The sequence below is a fragment of the Kocuria sp. HSID17590 genome (genome assembly GCF_003989485.1).
Lineage (GTDB): Bacteria > Actinomycetota > Actinomycetes > Actinomycetales > Micrococcaceae > Kocuria > Kocuria salsicia.
In genome coordinates this window covers 25261-46745 of record NZ_RBMB01000019.1, presented here as the reverse complement: position 1 = coordinate 46745, position 21485 = coordinate 25261, and the positions used below count along the sequence as shown (strand labels likewise).

Genomic DNA, 21485 nt, shown 5'->3' with positions numbered 1-21485 from the left:
CCGGCCGAGCGGACGGCAGGAAGGATCGTTGCGTGAGTGATCGCAGCCTACGAGGGATGCGCCTGGGCTCCCAGTCCATGGAGACCGAGTCCGGTGTGGAGCCCGCACCGCGCCAGCGCGTGGAGTACCGCACGGCGGACGGCGAGTCCGTCTCCGTGATGTTCGCCGCGGAGGCGGAGATCCCCCCGGTGTGGACCACGAAGACCGGTCAGGAAGCCATCCTGGTCAACGGCGAGAAGCCCGAGAACCCGAACGAGAAGCACCAGCGCTCCCACTGGGACATGCTGCTGGAGCGGCGCAGCGTGGACGAGCTCGAGGAGACCCTCGCCCAGCGCCTGGAGTTCTACAAGGAGCAGCACGCGCTCTGAGAATCCCGCGTTCACGACAGTGGCCCCCGTCCTCGGACGGGGGCCACTGTCGTGTGCGGGGGGGTCAGCGGCCGATGCCGAGCTTTCCCGCCAGGGTCTTGGCGCGCGCCGTGAGACCCCACTTGGCCACGCTGGTGGCGGCCTCGATGGTGACGTCGTTGCTCATCTTGGACACGCCCTCCTCACGCTCCACGAACGTGATGGGAACCTCCACGATGGTGAAGCCGAGCTGCTCGGCCCGCCACGCGAGGTCGATCTGGAAGCAGTAGCCGCGGGACTGCACGGAGTCGAGGTCCAGCGCCCGCAGGGTGGTGTCCCGGTAGGCACGGAAGCCGCCGGTGATGTCGTGGATGGCGGTGCCGAGCAGCACGCGCGAGTAGAGGTTGCCGCCGCGGGAGATGAGCTGGCGCTGCAGGGGCCAGTTCTCGGTGCGGCCACCGGGCACGTAGCGGGAGCCGACGGCCATGTCGGCACCCTGCTCGATGGCGTCCAGCAGCAGGGGAAGCTGCTCGGGCTGGTGGGAGCAGTCCGCGTCCATCTCCACGAGGACGTCGTAGCCGTGCTCCAGACCCCATGCGAAGCCCGCGAGGTAGGCCGGGCCGAGGCCCTCCTTGGCGGTGCGGTGCAGCACGTGGATGTTTCCGTCCTGTGCCGCGAACTCGTCGGCCATCCGACCGGTGCCGTCCGGGCTGTTGTCGTCCGTGATCAGGACGTGGGCGTCCGGCACCGCGGCGCGCAGCCGGGCGATGACCGTGGGCAGCGACTCGCGCTCGTTGTACGTGGGGATGATGGTGAGAACTCGCACCGGGCGTCCTTTCATGCCGATGGGGCTCGGGCGACGGAGCCCGAACAGACCACTGGGCAGGCCCATCCGCCTTCGGACCAGACGGGGCACTCGGCCTCGTTCTGTTTTCTAAGGACGGATGGACCCACCCGGCAGTAAGAACTCAGTCTAACCTCAGCGGACGCAAGGTCCAAGGTGAAAACACCCCGTCAGGGGCGCGGCTCGTCCCCGCTGACCAGGGTGCCCGCAACCATCGTCGCCTCGCACAGCGGCAGCCGGGAGTCGTCCAGGGAGGGCAGCACGGGCGTCCTCGCGCGCGGATCCGTGCTCCAGGACGCCCCGGTGCCCTGGGCCTGCTGCACCATGACCGACTCGGCGTCCCACACGGCCAGGGTGGCCTCCGCCCCGGGTGCGAGCTGGCCCGCCAGCGGTGCGCCCCCGGCCTGAGCGCGCCACGCGCCGCGCGTCAGCGCCAGGAAGGCCGCGCGCGCGGAGGTCCGCAGCCGTTCCTGCGGGGCGTCGAGGGCGGCCTTCACCGCGGTCCAGGGGTTCTCCGCGTCCGTCGTCAGCGTCACGGGGACCCCGGCGCGGGCGAGATCTCGAAGCGGCGCCTGCCCGGCACGGCACGAGACGGTGCAGGCGAGGCTCGCCAGGCGTTCGCACTGCGCGTCGTCGAGGTCGGCCACGCCCACGATGCGGTGGCCCCGTGCCCGGAAGGGCCGCTCCCCCACCTCGGCGCGGGCCGCCTCGGCGGCGGAGAGCACCCGGTCCAGGAGCCGCGTGCCGGTGGACCCGGCGGGGGTGGCCGCCTGGGCGCCGGCTGCGGTGCTGGCCGGAACGGCGACGGCGACGGCCGCGTCACCGGCATCGGCACTCGCACTGGCACTGGCACTGGCACTGGCACTGGCACCGTCCGCGGCTGCTTCGGCGGTGGATGCGGCGTCCGGCAGGGGCGAGGGGAGCACGAGCACCGCCTGCAGGCCCGCGTGGGTGCAGGCGACGAGGTGGCGTCGCACCGCGTCCTCGGGCGTGTCCTCGCGCACGGCGAGCCCCAGCGACGGGGACTGCAGGGACGCCGGGTCGACGTCCCCCGTCAGGGCCTCCTTCCGCACGAGGACGGGCAGAGCGTGCATGCCGTCCGCGCGGATCCGCCGCACCGCCTCCGCGAGTTTGCCGGGATCGGTTCCCAGCACCTCGACGGCGCCGTAGCCGTCCCGCGCGCGTGGCAGCCGCGCGGCGTCGCCGTCGTCGGATCCTGACACGCTCGACTCCCCACGGGGCGACGCGAGGTCCCCGAGCAGGTGGTGCGCCACGAACGCGGGCGTCACCACGGCGGCCCGCAGGTCCCCGAGGACGGCATTCGAACCCGCGATGCCGCGGGCGGCGTCGTCGGAGCCCACCCACGCGACGGTGGGGCCGTCCACGAGCAGGGCGGTGGCGAACGGGTCCGCGGGCGAGTAGACCGACCCGTTGACCCACACCCGCTGACCGGGCTGAGCAGAGTTCACGTGACTCCTTCCGTGGCGGCGGCAGGTGCCGCCGCGACTGTTCCTACTGTTCGAAGACGCTGTACTCGACCACGCCGCGGCGCACCGACTCGATGGCCTCGTGGGCGGTCTCGCGCAGCTGGGGGTCGATTCCCGCGACGCTGCGCAGCTGGTCCAGGACGTCGATGGTCTGCTTGGCCCAGCGCACGAAGTCCCCGGCGGCGAGGTCCGTGCCCGTGAGGGTCCGCGTGAGCGTGGCGCCGCGCGCCCACCGGTGCATGGCCTCCACGAGTCCCAGCTCGGGGGCGCCCGTGACCGGCAGCCGGTGCTCGGCCTCCTGGTCGCTGAGCACGGACCAGTTCTCCAGCAGGACCTGGACGGCGGCCTCCATGTGCGCGGTGGGCAGGTGGGGGCGCGAGCCCTGGTCCTCGCGGCGCGGCTGGTAGACGAGCGCGGTCATCACACCGGCGAGGCCGGGCGCGTCCAGCCCGTCCAGGAAGCCCTCCCGCAGGGACAGGGCGAGCAGCAGGTCCCGCTCGCCGTAGAGCCGCCGCAGCTGCTCGCCGGCGGGGGTGGGCCGCAGGTGCCCTGACTCGTCCGGTTCGAGGTACTCGAAGTGGGTGAGCACCGCGCACACGCGGTCGAACGTGGCCGCGATGCTGCCGGTGCGCCCGGCGATCTGCTTGCGCAGTCCCTGGGTGTCCTTCTCCAGCTTCCACGCGCGCTCCGCCCAGCGGGCGTGCTGCTCGCGGTCCGAGCAGCCGTGGCACGGGTGGGCACGCAGCCTGCGCCGCAGCTCCTCGATGCGGTGGTCCCGCGCGGAGGTGCCGCGGTCGAAGCGGATCGTGTGCCCGCCCGAGCCGCTGCGCGCCGGCCGGTGCTCGCGCAGCGCGGCGCGCACCGTGGCCGCGAGGTCCTTGCGCTCCTGGGGCGACTTGCCGGAGAAGTGCTTGGGGATCTTGATCCGGGACTCCGGCGCCAGGGAGCCGTCGAGGTCGTTCACGCCCACGCGGCGCAGCTTGCCGTCCACGGTGAGGATGTGCGGGCGCGGGTCGAACGGGTGCGCGTCCTCCCGCAGCACCACGGCCCACCCGGCGTTGCGCCCGTGCGGGATCTCGACGACGTCGCCGGGCAGCAGGTCCTGCAGGGATGCCGCGGCGTCGTTGCGCTGGCGCGCCGAGCGGGACTTGCTCGCGGACTTCTCCTCCCCGGCGAGCTCACGCCGCAGCTCGGCGTACTGCGAGAAGTCCCCCAGGTGGCAGGACATGGCCTCGCGGTAGGCCTCCAGCGTCTTCTCCTGCGAGCGCACCCGCTTGGCGATCCCCACCACGGAGCGGTCCGCCTGGAACTGCGCGAAGGAGGTCTCGAGGATCGAGCGCGAGCGCTTGGCGCCGTAGCGCGCGATCAGGTTGGTGGACATGTTGTACGTGGGCCGGAAGCTCGAGTTCAGGGGGTAGGTGCGCGTGGAGGCCAGGCCGGCGACGGCCTGGGGGTTCATGCCGTCGCGCCACAGCACCACGGCGTGGCCCTCGACGTCGATCCCCCGCCGTCCCGCGCGGCCCGTGAGCTGGGTGTACTCGCCGGGGGTGATGTCCACGCGGGCCTCGCCGTTGAACTTGTCGAGGCGCTCGAGCACCACCGAGCGGGCGGGCATGTTGATCCCCAGCGCGAGCGTCTCCGTGGCGAAGACCGCCTTGAGGAGCCCCTCCGCGAAGAGCTGCTCGACCACCTCCTTGAAGACCGGCAGCATCCCGGCGTGGTGGGCGGAGATGCCCCGGACGAGGCCCTCGTACCAGTCCTCGTAGTTCAGGGCCGCGAGGTCCGCGGTGGACATGTGCGCGGTGGCCTCCGCGGCGAACGCGCGGATGGTGCGCTGCTCCTGCGGGGTGGTCAGCCACAGGTCCGCGGCCACGCACTGGCCCACGGCGGCGTCGCACCCGGCCCGGGAGAAGATGAAGGTGATGGCCGGCAGCAGGGCCTCCGCGTCCAGGCGGCGCAGCAGCTGCGGGCGGGAGACCCGGTCCTGGCGCGCGGGGCGCGAGTCCTGGGGACGGCCGCGGCGGCGGTTGCGGTGGCCCGGCCCGCGACCGCCGGAACGACCACCGCGCGGGTGCTGCGCGCGGAACAGGCGCAGCAGCTCGGGGTTGACCTCGGGCTCGTCCCGGTGCTTGTCCGAGCGGCGCTGGGCGGCCTCCTCCACGGTCGTGTCGTCAACGAAGAGGTCCATCAGCTGCGGCCCCACCTGCACGTGCTGCCACAGCGGCACGGGGCGGTGCTCGGAGACCACCACGTCCGTGCTGCCCCGGACGTTGTCCAGCCACGCACCGAACTCCTCCGCGTTGGAGACCGTGGCGGACAGCGAGGCCAGCTGCACGTAGTCAGGGAGGTGGATGATGACCTCCTCCCACACCGCGCCCCGGAAGCGGTCCGCGAGGTAGTGCACCTCGTCCATGACCACGAAACCCAGGTTGGTGAGGGTGGAGGAGCCCCCGTAGAGCATGTTGCGCAACACCTCGGTGGTCATCACCACCACGTCCGCCTCCGAGTTCACGGACGTGTCCCCGGTGAGCAGTCCCACCCGCTCCGGGCCCCAGCGCCGCGAGAACTCGTGGAACTTCTGGTTGCTCAGCGCCTTGATGGGAGTGGTGTAGAACGCCTTGCGCCCCGTGGCCAGGGCGAGGTGGATGGCGAACTCCCCCACGACCGTCTTGCCCGCGCCCGTGGGCGCGGCGACGAGCACGCCGTGACCCTGTTCGAGCGCGCGGCAGCCCTCCGTCTGGAAGGGGTCCAGCTCGAAGTCGAGGGTCTGCTCGAACGCCGAGAGCTCAGTGCCTGCGTGGGCCGCGCGTGCCTTGGCGGCCATGTACCGATCGGCGGGGGAAGACATGGTGCCAGCCTACGCGGTGCCTCCGACACCCCGGCCGCGCCTGTCCGCGCCGGTTCGCGGGCTCAGTCCTCGACGGCCGTGCTGCCCATCGAGCGCAGGGCCTCCGCGGAGGTCCCCCGGTCCGCGCTCGCGCCGGTGGCGGCCGCCTGCTTCGCGGCCTTCTTCGCCCGACGGCGGTCCAGGTAGAGGCACAGCGCCACCGCCACGAAGAACAGGACGAGCAGCGGGATGGCCAGGTAGAGCATGGTCATGGGATCCGGCCCGGGGGCGGCCATCGCGGAGATCACGAGCACGATCACCACCACCACGCGCCAGGACTTGAGCACCGTGCGCCCGGACAGCAGGCCCATCATGTTGAGCCCCACGAGCAGCACGGGCACCACGCACGAGAATCCGAAGGTCAGGATCAGCTGCAGGAAGAACCGCAGGTAGACGCTGGCCTCCACGAAGTTCGCGCCGCCCTCCGGGGTGAACGCGGTCAGGGCGTAGACGGCCGCAGGCAGCGCGGTCACGGCCATGGCGCAGCCACCCAGGAACAGTGGGATGGCCGCGGCCAGGAACCCCAGGGCGTAGCGCCGCTCGTTCTTGTGCAGCGCCGGGGTGATGAACGCCCACAGCTGGTACAGCCACACGGGCGAGGCGAAGATCAGCCCGAGCACCAGGGCCACCTCGACCATGATGTTGAACGAGCCGCCCACCGACGAGTAGTTGATGGTCGCCGTGCGCCCGGACTCCGCAAGGCGCTGCAGCGGTGCGGTGATGTACTGCATGAACGGCTCGTAGGCCATGAAGCCGAGCACCGCGCACAGCACCGTGGCCACGGCGGACTTGATGAGCCGGTTGCGCAGCTCCCGCAGGTGCTCCTTCAGTGCCATCTCCGCCTGCGGGTTGCGACGCCGCGACGTCGCCTTCCTGCGCTGCCTGCGTTCCCGGCGTGCGGAGGCACCCGCGGTCCCGGTCTCGGGAGTGGACATGGCTCACTGGCCTCTCTGACGGGCGTGCCCCTCGCACGGGACGGGGCCGAGCCGACGGGCTCGGCCCCGGATCACGCGAGGGCTGACGGACTGCTTGCGCTCAGGCGGTGGGCCGCTGGTTCTGGTCCACGACCGGCGCACCCTGGACGGGCTGCACCGGAGCCGCGGACTGGACCGGGGCGGGCTGGGTGGCCGTGGGCTGCTGCACGGTCGGCTGGGCCGCGGGCTGCGCCACGGTGGGCTGCTGCACCGGGGCCTGGGCGGTGGCGCCCTGCTGCGCCGTGGCGCCGGCCACCGGCTGGCCGTTGGCCACGGGCTGGCCGTTGACCGTCACGTTGGGGTCGTCGTCGTGCTTCATCTCCTTGACCTCGGACTTGAAGATGCGCATGGACTGGCCGAGGCTGCGCGCCATCCCGGGAAGCTTGGGGGCCCCGAAGAGCAGGAGGATGACCACGAGGATCAAGATGATGGTGATGGGGCTGTCAGCCAGACGACCGAACATGGTGGAGTCCTTTCATTTCTGCCCGGCGCACGTCCCGGTAGCTCTGGGGCTGTCCCAGTGCCTCCCGACGCTGCATCCTGCGGATGAGCCGAGCGATCTGTCGTTGGTCGCGGCCGCTGCGGTACGCGGCGCGGGTCTCGTCCACCGGGGTGAACAGGGCGGAGGGGGCGGGGGTGCGCAGCGGCGTGGACTGTCCCTGGGCCGCGGCGTTCCAGCGGACGGAGAAGTCCTCTGCCGTGCGTTCGAGGTCGTCCAGGGCGGGCAGCACCTGACCGCGCAGGGTCCGATAGAGCAGCCATCCGATGAACACCGCGCTGCTCAGGACCAGCACGGTCCACAGCAGGACCCACATCCACCAGAGCATGCTGCCAGTATAGGCGGGTCAGCCTAGGTGCGGGCTGTGCCGCTGCTGTCGAGCCACTGTTCCACGGCGGCCACGGCCTCCGGCGGGGAGACCACGCCCACGTGTCCCGCGTGGCGTGTCACCAGGGAGCACAGCGCGTCCAGCGTGGGGAAGTCCACCTCTGCCGCCACGAACTCCGGAAGCGGCCGCGGACCCCGTGCCGTGCGCGGACGGGCGGGCTCGCGCGCGCCGTGGGCCGCGGCGTCGTCGTCCGCTCCCCCGGCCCCTGGCCCCCCTGTGGCCGGGGCGGGAACCTCGACCTCAACGTGCCGCTTGGCGTGGTAGTGCTCCACGATCCACCGGCCGCGGCGGTCCGTGACCACCACGGCCTGCACGGGGCGGCGCTTGGCCGGCTGGATGCTCGAGCGCACCTCGGACTCCATCCGGGGGTGCACCTCTGCCTCCCCGGCGTCCTCGCAGCCCACGATCCGGTCCGTGCGGAACGTGCGCGGCGCGTTGGCCTGCAGGCACCACCCGCGCAGGTACTGGTGGCCGTCCGAGAAGATCATCCGCACCGGGTCCACGAGCCGCTCGGTGACCTCGTCCCGCGAGGTCACGAGGTAGCGCAGCCGCACGCGGCGCCCGTCCGCGATGGCGGCCCGCAGCCCGGTGACGAGCTCGCTGTCCCGGGGCTCCGAAACAGCGTCGGCGTCCGGAACGTCCAGCGCGTCCGCGAGCGGCAGGGCGTCCGCGGCGGTGGCGACCTTGCGCATGGCAGAGCGCACCACGCGGCTGTCACCGCCGGGAACCGCCTGCAGGGTCTGCAGCCCCATGAGCAGCGCGCTCGCCTCGGGCACGGTGAGCCGCACGGGCTCCGAGAGCTCCTGGGCGTTGCCCAGGTAGATGTGGCCGTCGTCCCAGGAGGCGTCGATCAACTGATCCGGGAGGTGGCCGGGGCGTCCGCACACGAACAGGGTCTGCAGGTCGTTGACCAGCTCCGCGTCCGTGATGCCGAAGTGCCGTGCGGTCTCCTCCAGCTCCGCACCCTGGTGCGCGTAGACGTGGCGCACGATGTGCAGCAGCCGCGCGAGGTGCTGCTCCGTGCTGGCCTTGGCCGCACCGTGGCGGCGCTGCTTGCCCCACTGCACCTGCACCCCGGACATCCGCGCCTGGAACGCGCGCGCGTCCTCGAGCCGCCGGGCCACGGCGTCCGCGACCGCCACCTGGGTGTCCTTGCCCACCGTCCCGTCCGGGTCCGCTCCCGGGGCCGGTTCGCGGGGCACGACGGCGTCCGGTCCGGCCGCGCACACGTGCTCCGCCGCGGACTCGGTGTCGTGCACCGCGAGCTGCACGGCGTCGTAGCCCTCGGGGGCCCGCCACGCGGGCGAGTCGGACGGAGCGGCAATGCGGCGCAGCAGCTGGCCCGCGCCCTGGCGGACGTGGACCACCACGCACAGCTGCGGCGGCTGGCTGACCATGCGCGCAAGCTGACCGCCCATGGAGAAGTCCCTGGGCGGCTCGAACGACTCGCGCGTGGTCTCCACCTCGGAGATGATGCGGGAGAGCCGGAACGTGCGCTGTGCACGCCGGTCCGTGTCCCAGCCCGCGAGGTACCAGGCTCCGTAGCGGGAGCCCACGCCCCACGGCTGCACCGTGCGCTGGGAGAACGCCCCGGTGCGGTCCACGTAGTCGAAGCGCACCGTGCGGTGCGCAAGCACTGCCGAGAGCAGCGGCTCGAAGGCGGGGTCCGCCACGGCCACGGTGGGCTGCAGGTCCCGGCCCGGCGCCGCCTCGCCGCTGAGCGCCGGTTCGAGCTTGTCGAGGGCGCGGCGTGCGAGCCGGTCCTGGGCAGCGTCGTTCCACGCGTCCGCCGCGACGGCGAGCACCGCGGACTCCTCCGCGCTGAACCGCACCCGGGGCAACCGGTACGAGCCCCGGGGCACGCGGTAGCGGGGGGTGAGCTGCGCGTCCGAGGCCCAGGGGTCGTCGTCCGGGATCTCCTCCACCGGGTACCCGAGTGAGCGCAGGTGCGCCTTGTCGCGCTCGAACATGCGCTCGAACGCGTCCTGATTTCCGGCGCGGTCGTAACCGGGCACGATCCCGCGCAGCTGCTCACGGGTGTACCCGGACTCGCGGTCGAGCAGCGCGATCAGCAGGTTGAGGAGCCGCTCGGCGGACGCCGTGGTGGAACGGCGCGCCGAGGGTCCCGCGGAGGGCGCCATTCAGCGGACGTCGAGCAGGTCCACCACGAAGATCAGGGACTCGTCCGGGCCGATCGCGGCGCCGGCGCCGCGCGAGCCGTACGCCAGCTCGGAGGGGATCTCCAGCCGACGCCGACCACCCACCTTCATGCCCAGCAGACCCTGGTCCCAGCCCTGGATGACCTGTCCCACGCCCACCGTGAAGCCCAGCGGCTCACCGCGGTTCCAGGAGGCGTCGAACTCCTCGCCGCCCGAGTACGTGACACCCACGTAGTGGCACGAGACCGTGTCCCCGACCTTCGCCTCCCGGCCGGTGCCCTGGATCTCGTCCACGATCCGCAGCTCGGTGGGAACCGGGTCCTGGGGGAAGTCGATCTCCGGCTTGGAACGATCAAGCTTGCGCTGTCCGAATGACACGGGCTCTACCTTTCGTCGTGGGCCCCCGGGCGGGGCCGTGCCGAGGACACAGTGTAGCCGTGTCTCACTTGCCGGAGGCAGAGGCCTTCGGGCTCGCGCTCGGTGCCGTGGACGCACCGGGGGTGGCGCCCGTCGAGGCCTGCGGGCTCGCGGTCTCCGTCTCGGGGGTGGGCGTGGTGCCGAGGATGTCCACCACGAACACGAGTGCACCCGCGGGGTACTGCGAGTCCTCGCCCAGCTCCTTCGCCGTGCCGTAGGCCTTGTCCGTGGGGATCACCAGCTCCACGCGGGAGCCCACCTTCTGGCCCTTCAGCCCCTCCTTCCAGCCGGCGATCACGCCGTCGAGGGGGAAGGACGCCGGGGTGCCCTTCTCGTAGGAGGAGTCGAAGGACTTCCCGTCCGCCCAGCGCACGCCCACGTAGTTCGCGATCACGGTGTCGGTGTCCTTGACGGTGTCACCGTCCCCCTCGATCAGCACGTCCGTCTTCAGCTCCTTCGGCTCACTGCCGGAGGGCTTGGCGATCGTGGGGGTGCCCTTGTCGTCCTGCGTGACGTTGGGCATGCCCTTGGAGGGGGTCTTCATCTTCTCGTTGAGCGGCGGCATGATCTTCTTCGTCACCTGGTAGACCTCCACCGAGGTGGAGTCGTCCCCGTCGGCCGCCGCACCACTGGTGTCGGGGGTGCTGTAGGCGATGATCTCCCCCTCCTTGGCCTTCGTCAGGGCGTCGTACATCTGCGGCAGGGAGTCCTTGAGCTCGTCGTTGACGGTCAGCACCTGGCCCGCGCCCTGGCTGTAGGTGTCCCCCAGGGAGGAGCCGTCGGAGCCCTTGTACAGCGCGGCCTGCAGCATGATGCTGTCACCGGCGTGGATCTCCTCGCCGTCGCCCTCCTTCAGGACCTTGGTCTGCGCGTCGTCGACCTTCAGGGGGGTCTCGAAGGAGACCGACGGCGCGGTGCCCTCCGAGGGGTCTGCGGACAGTTCCACGGAGTCCCAGCCCGAGCCTCCGCCGCAGCCGGTCAGCAGCAGGGACAGGGTGAGCGCGGCGGCGCCGCCGGGGATGATCTTTCGCACGAGGGGGTGACCTTTCGTCATCGGGGTGCTGGCTCGGGACCAATGTAGAGGACCCGTGTGGGGCGCGGCTGGGAGAGTCCCCGGAACACGGCGGGCGGGTGGGGTCAGGCGCGTCCGGCGGTGATCTCCGCGATCAGCTCCTCGACGTCCGGCTGGGTGGTGGCGAACGGGTCCTTGCACATGACCGTGCTCTGCTGGTGCTCCCCGTTGAGCTTCAGGTGCACCCAGTCCACGGTGGTGTTGACCCCGGCGTCGCGGGCCGCGGCCACGAACCGCCCGCGCATCCGGGCCCGGGTGGGAGGGCCTTCGACGACGGCGCGCTCGACGTCCTGCGGGGCCACGAACGTCTCCACGGCGCCGCGGCGCTCCAGCATGTGGAAGAGCCCGTGGCGGGCGGAGGTGTCGTGGTAGGCGAGGTCCAGCTGCGCCATGCGGGGGTGGGACCAGTCCATCCCGTGGGCGCTCGCGTAGGAGTCCAGCAGCTTCTTCTTGATGGCCCAGTCCAGTTCGCGGTCCACCAGCGAGCTGTCCTGCTCCTCGACGGCGCGCAGCCCGCGGTCCCACAGCTCGAGAACCCAGTCGAGGCGGTCGTGGTGCGCGCCGCGGCGCTGCACGAACCGGGTGACCTCCTCCAGGTACTCCCGCTGCAGCTCGATCGCCGAGCGGTGGCCTCCCGCGGCCAGCTCCAGCGGTGCCGTGCCGGTGAGGTCGTGGGAGACCTGCCGCAGGGCGGCGGCCGGGTCCGCGAGCGTGCGGTCCGGCAGGATCTGTCCCGCCTCGATCATGCGCAGCACCGCGTCCGAGATGCCGATCTTCAGCGCCGTGGTGGTCTGGGACATGGACGAGTCCCCGGTGATGACGTGCAGCCGGCGGTAGCGCTCGGCGTCCGCGTGGGGCTCGTCCCTGGTGTTGATCATGGGCCGCGAACGGGTGGTGGCCGAGGACGAGCCCTCCCACACGTGGTCCGCCCGCTGCGAGAACGAGTAGCCGGGGCGCCCGTCCCCCAGGGCCAGGGAGCCGAAGGGCGGCGGGCCGTCCGGGTGGACCCGGCCCGCGCCCACGAGGATCTGGCGCGTGACCAGCAGCGGCAGCAGGTGCTGGACCAGCCGGGAGAACTCCGTGCGGCGGGCGATCATGTAGTTCTCGTGCGAGCCGAACGAGTTGCCTGCGGAGTCCGCGTTGTTCTTGAACAGGTGCACCGTGCCGCCCACGCCCTCGGCGTCCAGGCTCTCCTGCAGCTGGGCGCGCAGGTCGTCCACGATCCGTTCGCCGGCGGCGTCCTGGGCGACGACGTCCTGCAGGGTCGCAGCCTCTGCCGTCGCGTACTCGGGGTGGGAGCCCACGTCCAGGTACAGGCGCCCGCCGTTAGGCAGGAACACGTTGGAGGCCCGCCCCCACGCGAGCACCGGTGCGAACAGCCGCCGCGCCGTCTCGTCCGCACCCAGGGGACGGCCCTGCGGTGCGCTGTGGGTCAGTCCGAACTCGGTCTCGATCCCGTAGATGCGCCGTTCCACGCCGTCACTGACCGCCCTTCTGGACGAAGCCCTTCACGAAGGCCTCGGCGTTGGTCTCGAGCACGCCGTCGATCTCGGCGAGCAGGTCGTCCGTGCCCCGGGTGTCGTGCTGGGCCTGGGCGGCCCCGGACGACGGCGGGGTGGCCGGCGCGGGTGCGTCCGGCTCCTCCTCGCGGCGGGACCCCGTGCCGAAGATGCGTTCCTGTGCCATGTCTCCTCCTGTGTGCCCGGGATTCGTTCACCCGGACGTGTCCGTTCGTTCCTGCGTGTGTCTGGTGCCGGTCAGTCGATGCCGCTGCCCGTCACCAGTGCGGGGCGGTCCTTCGCAACCCGTGCCACCCACTGCTCGGCGTCCGGGGCGGTGAACCAGTCCCCGCTCACCTCCCGGGTGAGGTCCCCCGGCTCGGGCATGGCGATCCGCGCCCCGCGGCGCACCCCGGGGAAGCTCACGCTCACGGTGTCCCAGCCGACCCCCGCCATCGCCTCGGGATAGGTGGCGACGGCGGTGCCGCGGAACCACGCGCGGGTGTCCGCGGGTGGGGTGTCCGCGGCGTCGACGATCCGGGCGTGGTCCACGAGGGTGCGGATCCGTCCGCCCGCCGCGAGCCGGTGGTAGAGACCCTTGTCCGGCCGGACGTCCGCGTACTGCAGGTCGATGGCGACCAGCCGGGGGTCGTCCCAGGACATCGCGTCCCGGCGACGGTAGGCCTGCAGCAGGGCGTACTTGGCCGCCCAGTCCAGGCGGTCGGCCAGCAGGGCGGGGTCCGCGGCGAGGTCGGTCAGCACCTCGTCCCACAGCTCGAGCACCTGCGCGGTGTCCGGGTCCAGGCCGTCCGGGGCGAGCTCGGTCTCCAGGTCCAGGGCGGCCCGGTGGTACTCGCGCTGCAGCTGCACACCCGTGAGTTGGCGACCGTCCCGCAGGGCGACGGTGGTGCGGAGGGACGGGTCGTGGCTGATGCTCTGCAGGGCCGCCACGGGGTCCACGAGGTCCAGCTCCGGGACACGGTCGTGCTCCACGAGGTTCAGCACGAGCGAGGTGGTGCCGAACTTCAGCAGGGTGGCCGTGTGGGAGAGGTTGGCGTCCCCGATGATCACATGCAGCCGCCGGTAGCGGGTGTCGTCCGCGTGGGGCTCGTCCCGCGTGTTGACCATCGGCCGGTGGATCGTGGTCTCCAGCCCCACCGTGCGCTCAAAGAAGTCCGCGCGCTGGCTCAGCTGGAACCCCGGTTGGGAGCCGTCCACGCCGAGCCCCACGCGTCCTGCCCCGCAGACCACCTGACGGGACGCGAAGAACGGCAGCAGCGCCGCGGTGATTCGCTCGAACGGGACGTCCCGGGCCACCGTGTAGTTCTCGTGCGCCCCGTAGGAGACGGACTTGTTGTCCGTGTTGTTCTTGTAGAGGTTCACCGCGGCACCCTGCCCCGCGCCCTGCGCGAGGAGCTCCACGGCCCGATGCGCCACCACGTCACCGGCGGCATCCCACGTGAGGGCGTCGAGCGGGTTCGTGACCTCCGGGGACGAGTACTCCGGGTGGGAGTGGTCCACGTAGACCCGCGCGCCGTTGGGGACCACGGTGTTCATGACCACCCGGCGCCAGTCCATGTCCTCCGCGTACAGCGCGGACTCCTGGATGGCCTCCGCGGCGATCTCCTCCGCCGTGAGCTCCGGGGCGGTGTCCGTGAGCTGCGACGGGTGCGCCGCCTCCCGGTCCACCGTGAAGCCGCGGGCGTCCGTGAGCGGGGCCTCCGAGCCGTAGTCCCACGCGGTGCCCAGAGGGGCGTCCTGCGCCCCGGCGTCCTGCTGGTCGGCGGCAGCACCCGGCCGGGTTGTCTCCGCATTCCGCTGAGTGGCGGCCGTGCGGTGCTGGCGTGCGACCCACGCGGCGTAGCCGGTCACCACGCGGGTGGAGAGCACCGTGGCGTTGGCCCCCGGCTCGCCCTGGGCCAGCACCCCGAACTCCGTCTCGCTGCCCATGATCCTGCGCACCGTCACCGTGCACCACCCCGCAGACGGTCGGACTCGGTGCTGGAACCGGCATCCGAGCGGGCGCCCGAACCGGTGGTCGCACCGGCGTCCGAGACGCCCGAGGAGGCCGACGGGGAAGCGGTGAACGAACCGGAGGCAAGAGCGTCCTGCTCCGTGGCCTCCCCCTGCGCCGGGGTGTGCCGCACGATCCGCACGTCCTGGAACGTGTCCGCGCGGCGTCCCGTGAGCCGCGCCCAGTCCTCGGCGTCCCCCGTGTTCGGCAGGTCCTGCTGCTCGTGGAACTCCTCGTCCACGGCACGCACCAGGTGCTCGGCGGTGAGGCCGCGCCGCCCGGTGGTCAGCAGGGTCTTGATCGCCTGCTTCTTGGCGCGGTCCACCACGTTGCGGATCACCGCGCCGGACGCGTAGTCCGCGAAGTACAGCGTCTCCCGCGAACCGTCCTTGTGGGTGATCGTGAGGAACTCGGTGTCCGGCTCCCGTGCGTACATGCGCTCCACGGCGGCCCGGACCAGCTCCTCGGCGGCGGCCGCGCGGGAACCGGCGCGGGCGACGTCGTCCTCCCGCAGCGGCAGGTCCTCGGTGACGTAGAGCGAGAAGATCTCGCGCGCCCCCTCGCGGTCCGGGCGGTCGATGCGGATCTTCACGTCCAGGCGTCCGGGGCGCAGCACGGCGGGGTCGATCATGTCCTCACGGTTGGTGGCACCCACGACCATGACGTTGTCGAGCTTCTCCACGCCGTCGATCTCCGTGAGCAGCTGCGGCACGATCGTGGTCTCCACGTCCGAGGAGAGCCCCGAGCCGCGGACCCGGAACAGCGAGTCCATCTCGTCGAAGAACACGACCACGGGCACCCCGCGGGCCGCCTGCTCGCGCGCGTTGGCGAAGATCGAGCGGATCTGCCGCTCCGTCTCCCCCACGTACTTGTCCAGCAGCTCGGGGCCCTTGATGTTCAGGAAGTACCCCTCGGCCCGCGAGCGCCCGGCCTTCGCGGCGCTGCGCTCGGCGAGGGAGCGGGCCACGGCCTTGGCGATCAGTGTCTTGCCGTTGCCCGGGGGCCCGTAGAGCAGGATGCCCTTGGGCGGGTGCAGGCCGTGCTCGCGGAAGATCTCGGGGTGGATGTGGGGCAGCTCCACGGCGTCGCGGATGGCCTCGATCTGGGGGCCGAGTCCGCCGACGTCCGAGTAGCTGACGTCCGGGACCTCCTCCAGCACGAGCTGCTCGACGTCCGTGCGGGCCACGGGCTCCAGGGCGAAGCCGGTGCGGTGGTCCACGGTGACGGCGTCGCCCGGTTTGGGGCGCTCGCGGCGCAGCCTGCCGGAGAGCAGCAGCACGCGCTCCTCGTCGGAGCGGCCCACGGTGAGGACGCGGTCGTGGTCCACCACTTCCTTGACGGTGGCGACCTCCCCGGTGCGCTCGTAGTCGAGCAGGGCGACCACCACGTAGTTCTCGTTGAGCAGCACCCCGAGGCCGGGTTCGCACGCGCCCAGGGACACGAGGGGGCTCAGTGCCACGCGCATCCGGCGTCCGGCGGCGAGCACGTCCACGGTGGGTCCGGTGACCACGGGGCCGTCCCCGGTGGCCTCGCCCACCGGCTGCCTGCCGTGGTTGACCTGCAGGATCGTGGCGAACGTGGCGGGCGGCTCGGCCTCGGCCGCCAGGGTCTTCTTCAGCGTCACGATCTCCTGGCGGGACGCGTTGAGCAGCCGCACCAGCTTCTCGTTCTGCGAGCCCAGGGCGCTGAGCTGCTTGTCGAGGTTGCGCTTCTGGTCCCGCAGCATGGCCATCTGCCGCTGCACGATCTCCTCCGGCGAGCGCTGGGGCCGCTGCTGCGGGTGCGGTGTCTCAGTCATGACGCTCCTCGTCCAGCGGCTCACCGGCCACGGTCGGGTGCGCCGCGGAGGCGCCCTGGGTGTCCGGAGCGTTCGGGGTGTCCTGTGTGCTCGGGGTGTCGGGGGACGACGACGCCGTGCCCGACGTGGCGTCGTCGCCGGCGGTCACCGCGGGGTGCCCTTCCGAGACCGCCCGGCCCTCGGAGATCTCGCGGTCCGCGCGGGCCGCGTGCTGGGCCAGGGAGGTGGCGTCGCGCCCGGCACGGCGGAGCTTCTTGTCGGAGACCACCCGCTCGCCCAGGGCCACCGGGGTCCAGGCCTGCAGGTCCTCTTCGGTGTACTCGCTCTTGGACGCGCGCCGCTTGGGCGCGAGCCGGGGCGAGCCGTCCGCCAAGCGACGGGACTGGATGAGGAAGCCGGTGTGGGCGACCATGCGATGGTCCGGGCGCACCGCGAGCCCCTCCACGTGCCAGCCGCGGACCATGGTCTCGGAGGCCTCGGGCTCGGTGAAGCGCCCGTCCGCGCGCATGGCCTCGGCCACGCGCGAGAGCTGCGGCACGGTGGCCACGTAGCAGATCACCACACCACCGGGGGCCAGCGCGGTGGCCACGGCGTCCAGGCACTCCCACGGTGCGAGCATGTCCAGGACCACGCGGTCCACGGAGCCCGGCTCCTCGTTCTCCCCGAGCTCCTCGGCGAGGTCGCCCATGCTCAGGTGCCACGCGGGGTGCGGGCCGCCGAACATGGTCTCGATGTTCCCGCGGGCAATCTCGGCGAACTCCTCGCGGCGCTCGAACGAGCGCACGTGGCCCTCGTCCCCCACCGCGCGCAGCAGCGAGATGGTAAGGGCACCGGAGCCCACGCCGGCCTCGACCACGCGCGCACCGGGGAAGATGTCCGCCATGGCCACGATCTGCCCGGCGTCCTTCGGGTAGACCACGGCCGCGCCGCGCGGCATGGACAGCACGAAGTCCTTGAGCAGGGGACGCAGCGCCTGGTACTGGATGCCCGAGGTGTTGCTCACCACCGTGCCCTCCGGCCGCCCGATCAGCAGGTCGTGGCCGAGGACCCCGCGGTGGGTGTGGTGCTCCCCTCCGTCCACCAGGGTGATGGTGGTCATCTTCCCGCTCTCGTCCGTGAGCTGGACGCGCTCGCCGGAGCGGAACGGACCGCGCCGGTTGGCGGCGCCGCGCACCGGGGCGGGGGTCGCGGGGATGTCTCGGGGCTGCTGCTGGGTCATCTGCTCACTTTCACACCTGCTCGACGACGACGGCGGGTGCCGCCCGTCTTCGGCCCGCCGCACTGCCGTGCCGGGGCCGCTTCTCATTCTCCCACCGTACCCACACCGCGACCACCGGGGACGACGCCGCCCGCGCACGGGCGCAGCCGACCGTCACCACGTCGCGGGCCGGAGCATGTCGAGAGGTGGCGGTGCAGAGGGGGCACCGCCGAGACCCCACCTCTCGAGACCCCGTCCGCGGGGGTCAGCGGTGCAGCGCGTGGCGCACGAGGTCCTCGTGGTGCACGACCCCCGTGACCGGGGCGGCGTCGTCGGCCACCCACAGCCACCGCAGCCGCCCGGCCTCCAGCTGCCGCACCAGCTCGCCACCGGGGGTCCGCGGTGCGGCGACGGCGTCCGCCGGGTACCACAGGCACACGTCCCCCAGCGCCACGCGGGAACGCTCCGGCAGCGGCACGCGGGCCGCGAGCGCGGGGTCGAGCACGCCGAGGGCGCCCCGGGTCGTGTCCCGGGCGACCACGTCCGGCGTCCAGCCGCGGTAGTCGTCCCCGGTGGCCGCGGTGACGGTGGCGTCCACGAGCGAGAGCGGGGTGGTGGGCGTGAACTCCATGGCGGGGCGGGCGATCTCCTCGGCCCGCACGGCGTCGAGCCGGCCCAGCAGCCGCGCCTGCCGCAGGGCCTGGCCGGCCCCCGCGACGATGAACGCGACGACGAGCAGCGAGACCACGAGCACGGCGGGCTGGCGCCACTGCTGGGTCCACACGAGCCACAGCACCAGCAGCGCGGCGATCCCCCGCCCGCACCACGCGGACACCGCCGTGCCCCGCCACTCGGTGCCGGTCACCGCCCACACCACGGCCTCGACCACCCGGCCGCCGTCCAGGGGCAGGCCCGGGAGCAGGTTGAACAGTCCGAGCACCCAGTTCGCGATCACGAGCAGCTGCGCCAGTGCCCACCAGGGCCCGGCGGCACCGGCCGGGGCGGCGCCGAGCAGCACCTGGCCGAGGACCGCGAGCGCCACGTTGGCCAGCGGCCCGGCGAGGGAGACGAGAGCGGTGGGCAGTGGCCGGGTGCGCACGGTGCCGAACGAGGTGTGCCCGCCCATCAGGGTGAGCACGATCCGGTCCACGGGCCACCCGGCGCGTCGCCCGGCGGCCGCGTGCGCGAGCTCGTGCACGAGCACGCTCACCGCGAGGCCCACGGCGAAGCCGAATGCCACCACGAGGTTCAGCCATCCGAGGCCCGGGTACACCCGCCAGAGCACCGGGCCGTACATCACCACGGTCAGGGCCGCGATCAGGAACCACGAGCGGTCCAGGCGCACCTCCACGCCGAGCACCCGGCCCAGCCGGACCCCGCGGGAGCGGCGCGGGGGCCCCACGGGTGAGGGGGCGGCGTCGTCGGGGGCGGGGAAGCGGGGATCGGCCATGGTGCACATGGTAGGTGGGCCGCCCGGCACCGGGCTGGGTGGCCGTCGTGGAACCGCCGGGACGCGCGCCGTACAGTGGAGCGGTGAGCACAACGGACAGCAATGCGGAGCAGCCCGGCACCGGTCCCTTCGGGGTGGTGCGTGACGGCCAGGAGCAGGAGACCGTCACGGTCCTCATCGCCGCGTTCGAGGGGTGGAACGACGCCGGGGACGCCGCAACCGACTCCCTCAAGCTGATCCGCGACCACCTCGGAGCCAGGGAGGTCTTCGAGGTCGAGTCCGACGACTACTACGACTACCAGTACTCCCGGCCCGTCATCCGGCGTTCGCTGACCGGGGAGCAGAAGCTGCACTGGCCCAGCACCCGGCTGACGAAGGCCAGCGTGGCGGGCACCAACCTCGACGTGGTGCTGCTGCACGGCTACGAGCCGTCCTACCGGTGGCGGACCTTCACGGCGGAGCTCATCGAGCAGGCCACCGCGCTGGACGTGGACTTCGTGATCATGCTGGGCTCCCTGCTGGCGGACGTCCCCCACACGCGCCCCATCCCCGTGACGCTCACCTCGGACACCGAGGAGCTGCGGGAGGAGCTCGAGATCGAGGCGCCCCAGTACGAGGGCCCCACGGGCATCGTGGGCGTGCTCTCCCACATGGCCGCCCTCGCGGGCTTCCCCACGCTGAGCATGTGGGCCGCCGTGCCGCACTACGTGGCGCACTCGCCCTCCCCGAAGGCCCAGCTCGCGCTGCTGCGCCAGCTGGAGGACCTGCTGGGCATGTCCCTGCCCCTGGAGCCGGTGGCCGAGGACGCCGAGGCGTGGGAGCGCGGCGTGGACGAGCTCGCCTCCGAGGACCCGGAGGTCGCCGACTACGTGCGGCAGCTCGAAGAGGCCAAGGACACCGTGGACCTCCCGGAGGCCACCGGGGACGCGATCGCCCGCGAGTTCGAGCGCTACCTGCGCCGCCGCGACGACCGCGACTGAGCCCGCCAACCGGTCACCCGCCCCTCACGGGGCACCGTCCACCCCTGGCACGGAAGAGGGCCCACGGACACCCCGCGCGGGGTGTCCGTGGGCCCTCCTCCTACCGGGTCCTCAGAGGACGACGCCGAGCAGCGCCTCGAGCGTGTTCCGCGCCAGCTGTGCGTCCTCGGCGGAGGCCTCGGAGCCACGCGCGGCAGCGCCGCCCAGGTTCCGGGCGGCCCACGCGTCCACGGCGAGCAGTGCGGCCGGAGCATTGAGGTCCTCGGCCAGTGCCGCGCGCACGGCCTCCAGCAGCGCCTGGGCACCGGCGGTCTCCGGCTTGGCGGCGGCCTCCCGCCAGCGGGCCAGGCGGCGCTGCGAGTCCTCCAGCAGCTCGTCCGTCCAGAACCAGTCCGTGCGGTAGTGGTTCGAGAGGATCGCCACGCGGATGGCGGCAGGGTCCACGCCCTGCTGCCGCAGGGTCGAGACGAGCACCAGGTTGCCCTTGGACTTGGACATCTTCTCGCCGTCCAGCCCCACCATGGCGGTGTGCACGTAGTGCTGCGCCATCGGCTCGCTGGACAGCGCGTAGGCGTGGCCCGCGCCCATGTCGTGGTGCGGGAACGCGAGGTCCGAGCCGCCGCCCTGCACCGTGAACGGCGTGGGCAGGTACTTCAGGGCGATCACGCTGCACTCGATGTGCCACCCCGGGCGGCCGCGGTCCAGCGACCCGCCGTCCCAGGAGGGCTCCCCCGGGCGCTCCACGCGCCAGAGCAGCGGGTCCAGGGCATCGCGCTTGCCCGTGCGGTCCGGGTCCCCGCCGTGGTCGGCGAACAGGGGCATCATCTGCTCGCGGTCCATGCGGCACGTGCTGCCCACCACCCATGCGTCCGGGTCGTCCTCGCGCAGCTGCCCGGCGGCGTCGACGTCGAAGTAGACGTCCCCGGCGGGAGCCGGCTCCCCGTCCTGGCCGGTGCCCGCGGGCACCCGGTAGGCCAGGCCGCGCTCCACGAGCCGCTCGACGGCGGGCACGATCCACTCCACGGCCTCGGTGGCACCCACGTAGTGCTCCGGCGCGAGGACGTTCAGTGCTTCCATGTCCGTGCGGAACAGCTGCGTCTGGGACTCGGCCAGCTCGCGCCAGTCCACGCCCGTGGCGTTCGCGCGCTCCAGCAGGGGGTCGTCCACGTCCGTGACGTTCTGCACGTAGTCCACCGGGTACCCGGCGTCTCGCCAGGCGCGGTTGAGCAGGTCGAAGGCGACGTACGTGGCGGCGTGGCCCATGTGGGTTGCGTCGTACGGGGTGATCCCGCACACGTAGAGCCCCGCACGGTCCCCCAGCGGCGCCATCGCCTCCGGGCGCCCGGTGCTGGTGTCGTGCACCCGCGGGACGGAGGACGCCCCGGGCAGTTCCGGGACCGGTCGGCTGGGCCAAGACTTCATGTTCACCTTCGGTAGGAGGAGCTGACGGTACTCACGAGCGCAACGGGCCC

17 protein-coding genes and 1 pseudogene are annotated in these 21485 nt (G+C 72.5%); 2 read left to right on the top strand and 16 right to left on the bottom strand.

All coding sequences use genetic code 11. The annotated features are described in order from the left end of the window. Positions 1–32: 32 nt before the first annotated feature. Positions 33–368, top strand: coding sequence for an RNA polymerase-binding protein RbpA (locus D8M39_RS08190; protein WP_126874802.1), 336 nt, complete (start codon positions 33–35; stop codon positions 366–368). Between the two features lie 64 nt (positions 369–432). On the opposite strand, the gene D8M39_RS08185 is transcribed toward D8M39_RS08190, so the two are convergent. The 15 genes and pseudogenes from D8M39_RS08185 to D8M39_RS08115 form a co-directional block, all read right to left on the bottom strand. Continuing rightward, positions 433–1173 (bottom strand): polyprenol monophosphomannose synthase, encoded by a 741-nt coding sequence (locus D8M39_RS08185; protein WP_094393857.1) that lies wholly within the window; start codon positions 1171–1173, stop codon positions 433–435. A gap of 188 nt (positions 1174–1361) precedes the next feature. Next, entirely contained in the window at positions 1362–2660 is a 1299-nt protein-coding gene (locus D8M39_RS08180) for a hypothetical protein (RefSeq protein WP_126874801.1), read from the bottom strand. A gap of 43 nt (positions 2661–2703) precedes the next feature. Next, positions 2704–5526, bottom strand: coding sequence for an RNA helicase (locus D8M39_RS08175; protein ID WP_126874800.1), 2823 nt, complete (start codon positions 5524–5526; stop codon positions 2704–2706). Between the two features lie 62 nt (positions 5527–5588). Then, complete coding sequence (gene tatC / locus D8M39_RS08170; protein WP_055083741.1) at positions 5589–6401, bottom strand: twin-arginine translocase subunit TatC; 813 nt, start codon at positions 6399–6401, stop codon at positions 5589–5591. 358 nt (positions 6402–6759) lie between these two features. After that, positions 6760–7002: pseudogene (gene tatA / locus D8M39_RS13225) on the bottom strand (Sec-independent protein translocase subunit TatA); the annotation flags it as partial. Then, positions 6983–7366, bottom strand: coding sequence for a hypothetical protein (locus D8M39_RS08160; protein WP_126874798.1), 384 nt, complete (start codon positions 7364–7366; stop codon positions 6983–6985). The gene D8M39_RS08160 and the pseudogene tatA, both read right to left, overlap by 20 nt. Before the next feature lie 23 nt (positions 7367–7389). Beyond that, on the bottom strand, positions 7390–9567 hold the full coding sequence (locus D8M39_RS08155; protein ID WP_126874797.1) for a WYL domain-containing protein: 2178 nt from the start codon (positions 9565–9567) through the stop codon (positions 7390–7392). Next, positions 9568–9963: an FKBP-type peptidyl-prolyl cis-trans isomerase gene (locus D8M39_RS08150; protein ID WP_126874796.1), complete on the bottom strand. Its 396-nt coding sequence runs from the start codon at positions 9961–9963 to the stop codon at positions 9568–9570. A gap of 64 nt (positions 9964–10027) precedes the next feature. After that, the gene (locus tag D8M39_RS08145; RefSeq protein WP_055083732.1) at positions 10028–11035 is read right to left on the bottom strand and encodes an FKBP-type peptidyl-prolyl cis-trans isomerase; all 1008 of its coding nucleotides are present in this window, start codon (positions 11033–11035) and stop codon (positions 10028–10030) included. A gap of 104 nt (positions 11036–11139) precedes the next feature. After that, positions 11140–12549 carry a Pup--protein ligase gene (pafA, locus tag D8M39_RS08140; RefSeq protein ID WP_126874795.1) on the bottom strand — a complete coding sequence of 470 codons (1410 nt, stop codon included), beginning with the start codon at positions 12547–12549 and terminating at the stop codon, positions 11140–11142. A 4-nt stretch (positions 12550–12553) separates the two neighbouring features. Next, complete coding sequence (locus tag D8M39_RS08135; protein WP_055083727.1) at positions 12554–12760, bottom strand: ubiquitin-like protein Pup; 207 nt, start codon at positions 12758–12760, stop codon at positions 12554–12556. A 71-nt stretch (positions 12761–12831) separates the two neighbouring features. Continuing rightward, positions 12832–14541: a depupylase/deamidase Dop gene (gene dop / locus D8M39_RS08130; RefSeq protein WP_238694024.1), complete on the bottom strand. Its 1710-nt coding sequence runs from the start codon at positions 14539–14541 to the stop codon at positions 12832–12834. Next, positions 14538–16385, bottom strand: a complete 1848-nt coding sequence (gene arc, locus D8M39_RS08125) for a proteasome ATPase (protein ID WP_238694023.1) — start codon at positions 16383–16385, stop codon at positions 14538–14540. Before arc ends, dop begins: the two co-directional genes overlap by 4 nt. Then, complete coding sequence (locus tag D8M39_RS08120) at positions 16378–17604, bottom strand: tRNA (adenine-N1)-methyltransferase (protein ID WP_238694022.1); 1227 nt, start codon at positions 17602–17604, stop codon at positions 16378–16380. The genes arc and D8M39_RS08120 overlap by 8 nt, the downstream gene beginning before the upstream one ends. Positions 17605–17848: 244 nt before the next feature. Next, a complete protein-coding gene (locus tag D8M39_RS08115) occupies positions 17849–19033 on the bottom strand; it encodes a site-2 protease family protein (RefSeq protein ID WP_126874794.1) in 1185 nt (394 codons plus the stop codon). A gap of 83 nt (positions 19034–19116) precedes the next feature. On the opposite strand from D8M39_RS08115, the gene D8M39_RS08110 reads away from it, so the two are divergent. Next, positions 19117–20013, top strand: a complete 897-nt coding sequence (locus tag D8M39_RS08110; RefSeq protein ID WP_055081981.1) for a PAC2 family protein — start codon at positions 19117–19119, stop codon at positions 20011–20013. Between the two features lie 111 nt (positions 20014–20124). Here D8M39_RS08110 and mshC read toward each other — a convergent pair whose 3' ends face one another. Further along, entirely contained in the window at positions 20125–21435 is a 1311-nt protein-coding gene (mshC, locus tag D8M39_RS08105; protein ID WP_126874793.1) for a cysteine--1-D-myo-inosityl 2-amino-2-deoxy-alpha-D-glucopyranoside ligase, read from the bottom strand. Positions 21436–21485: the final 50 nt, after the last annotated feature.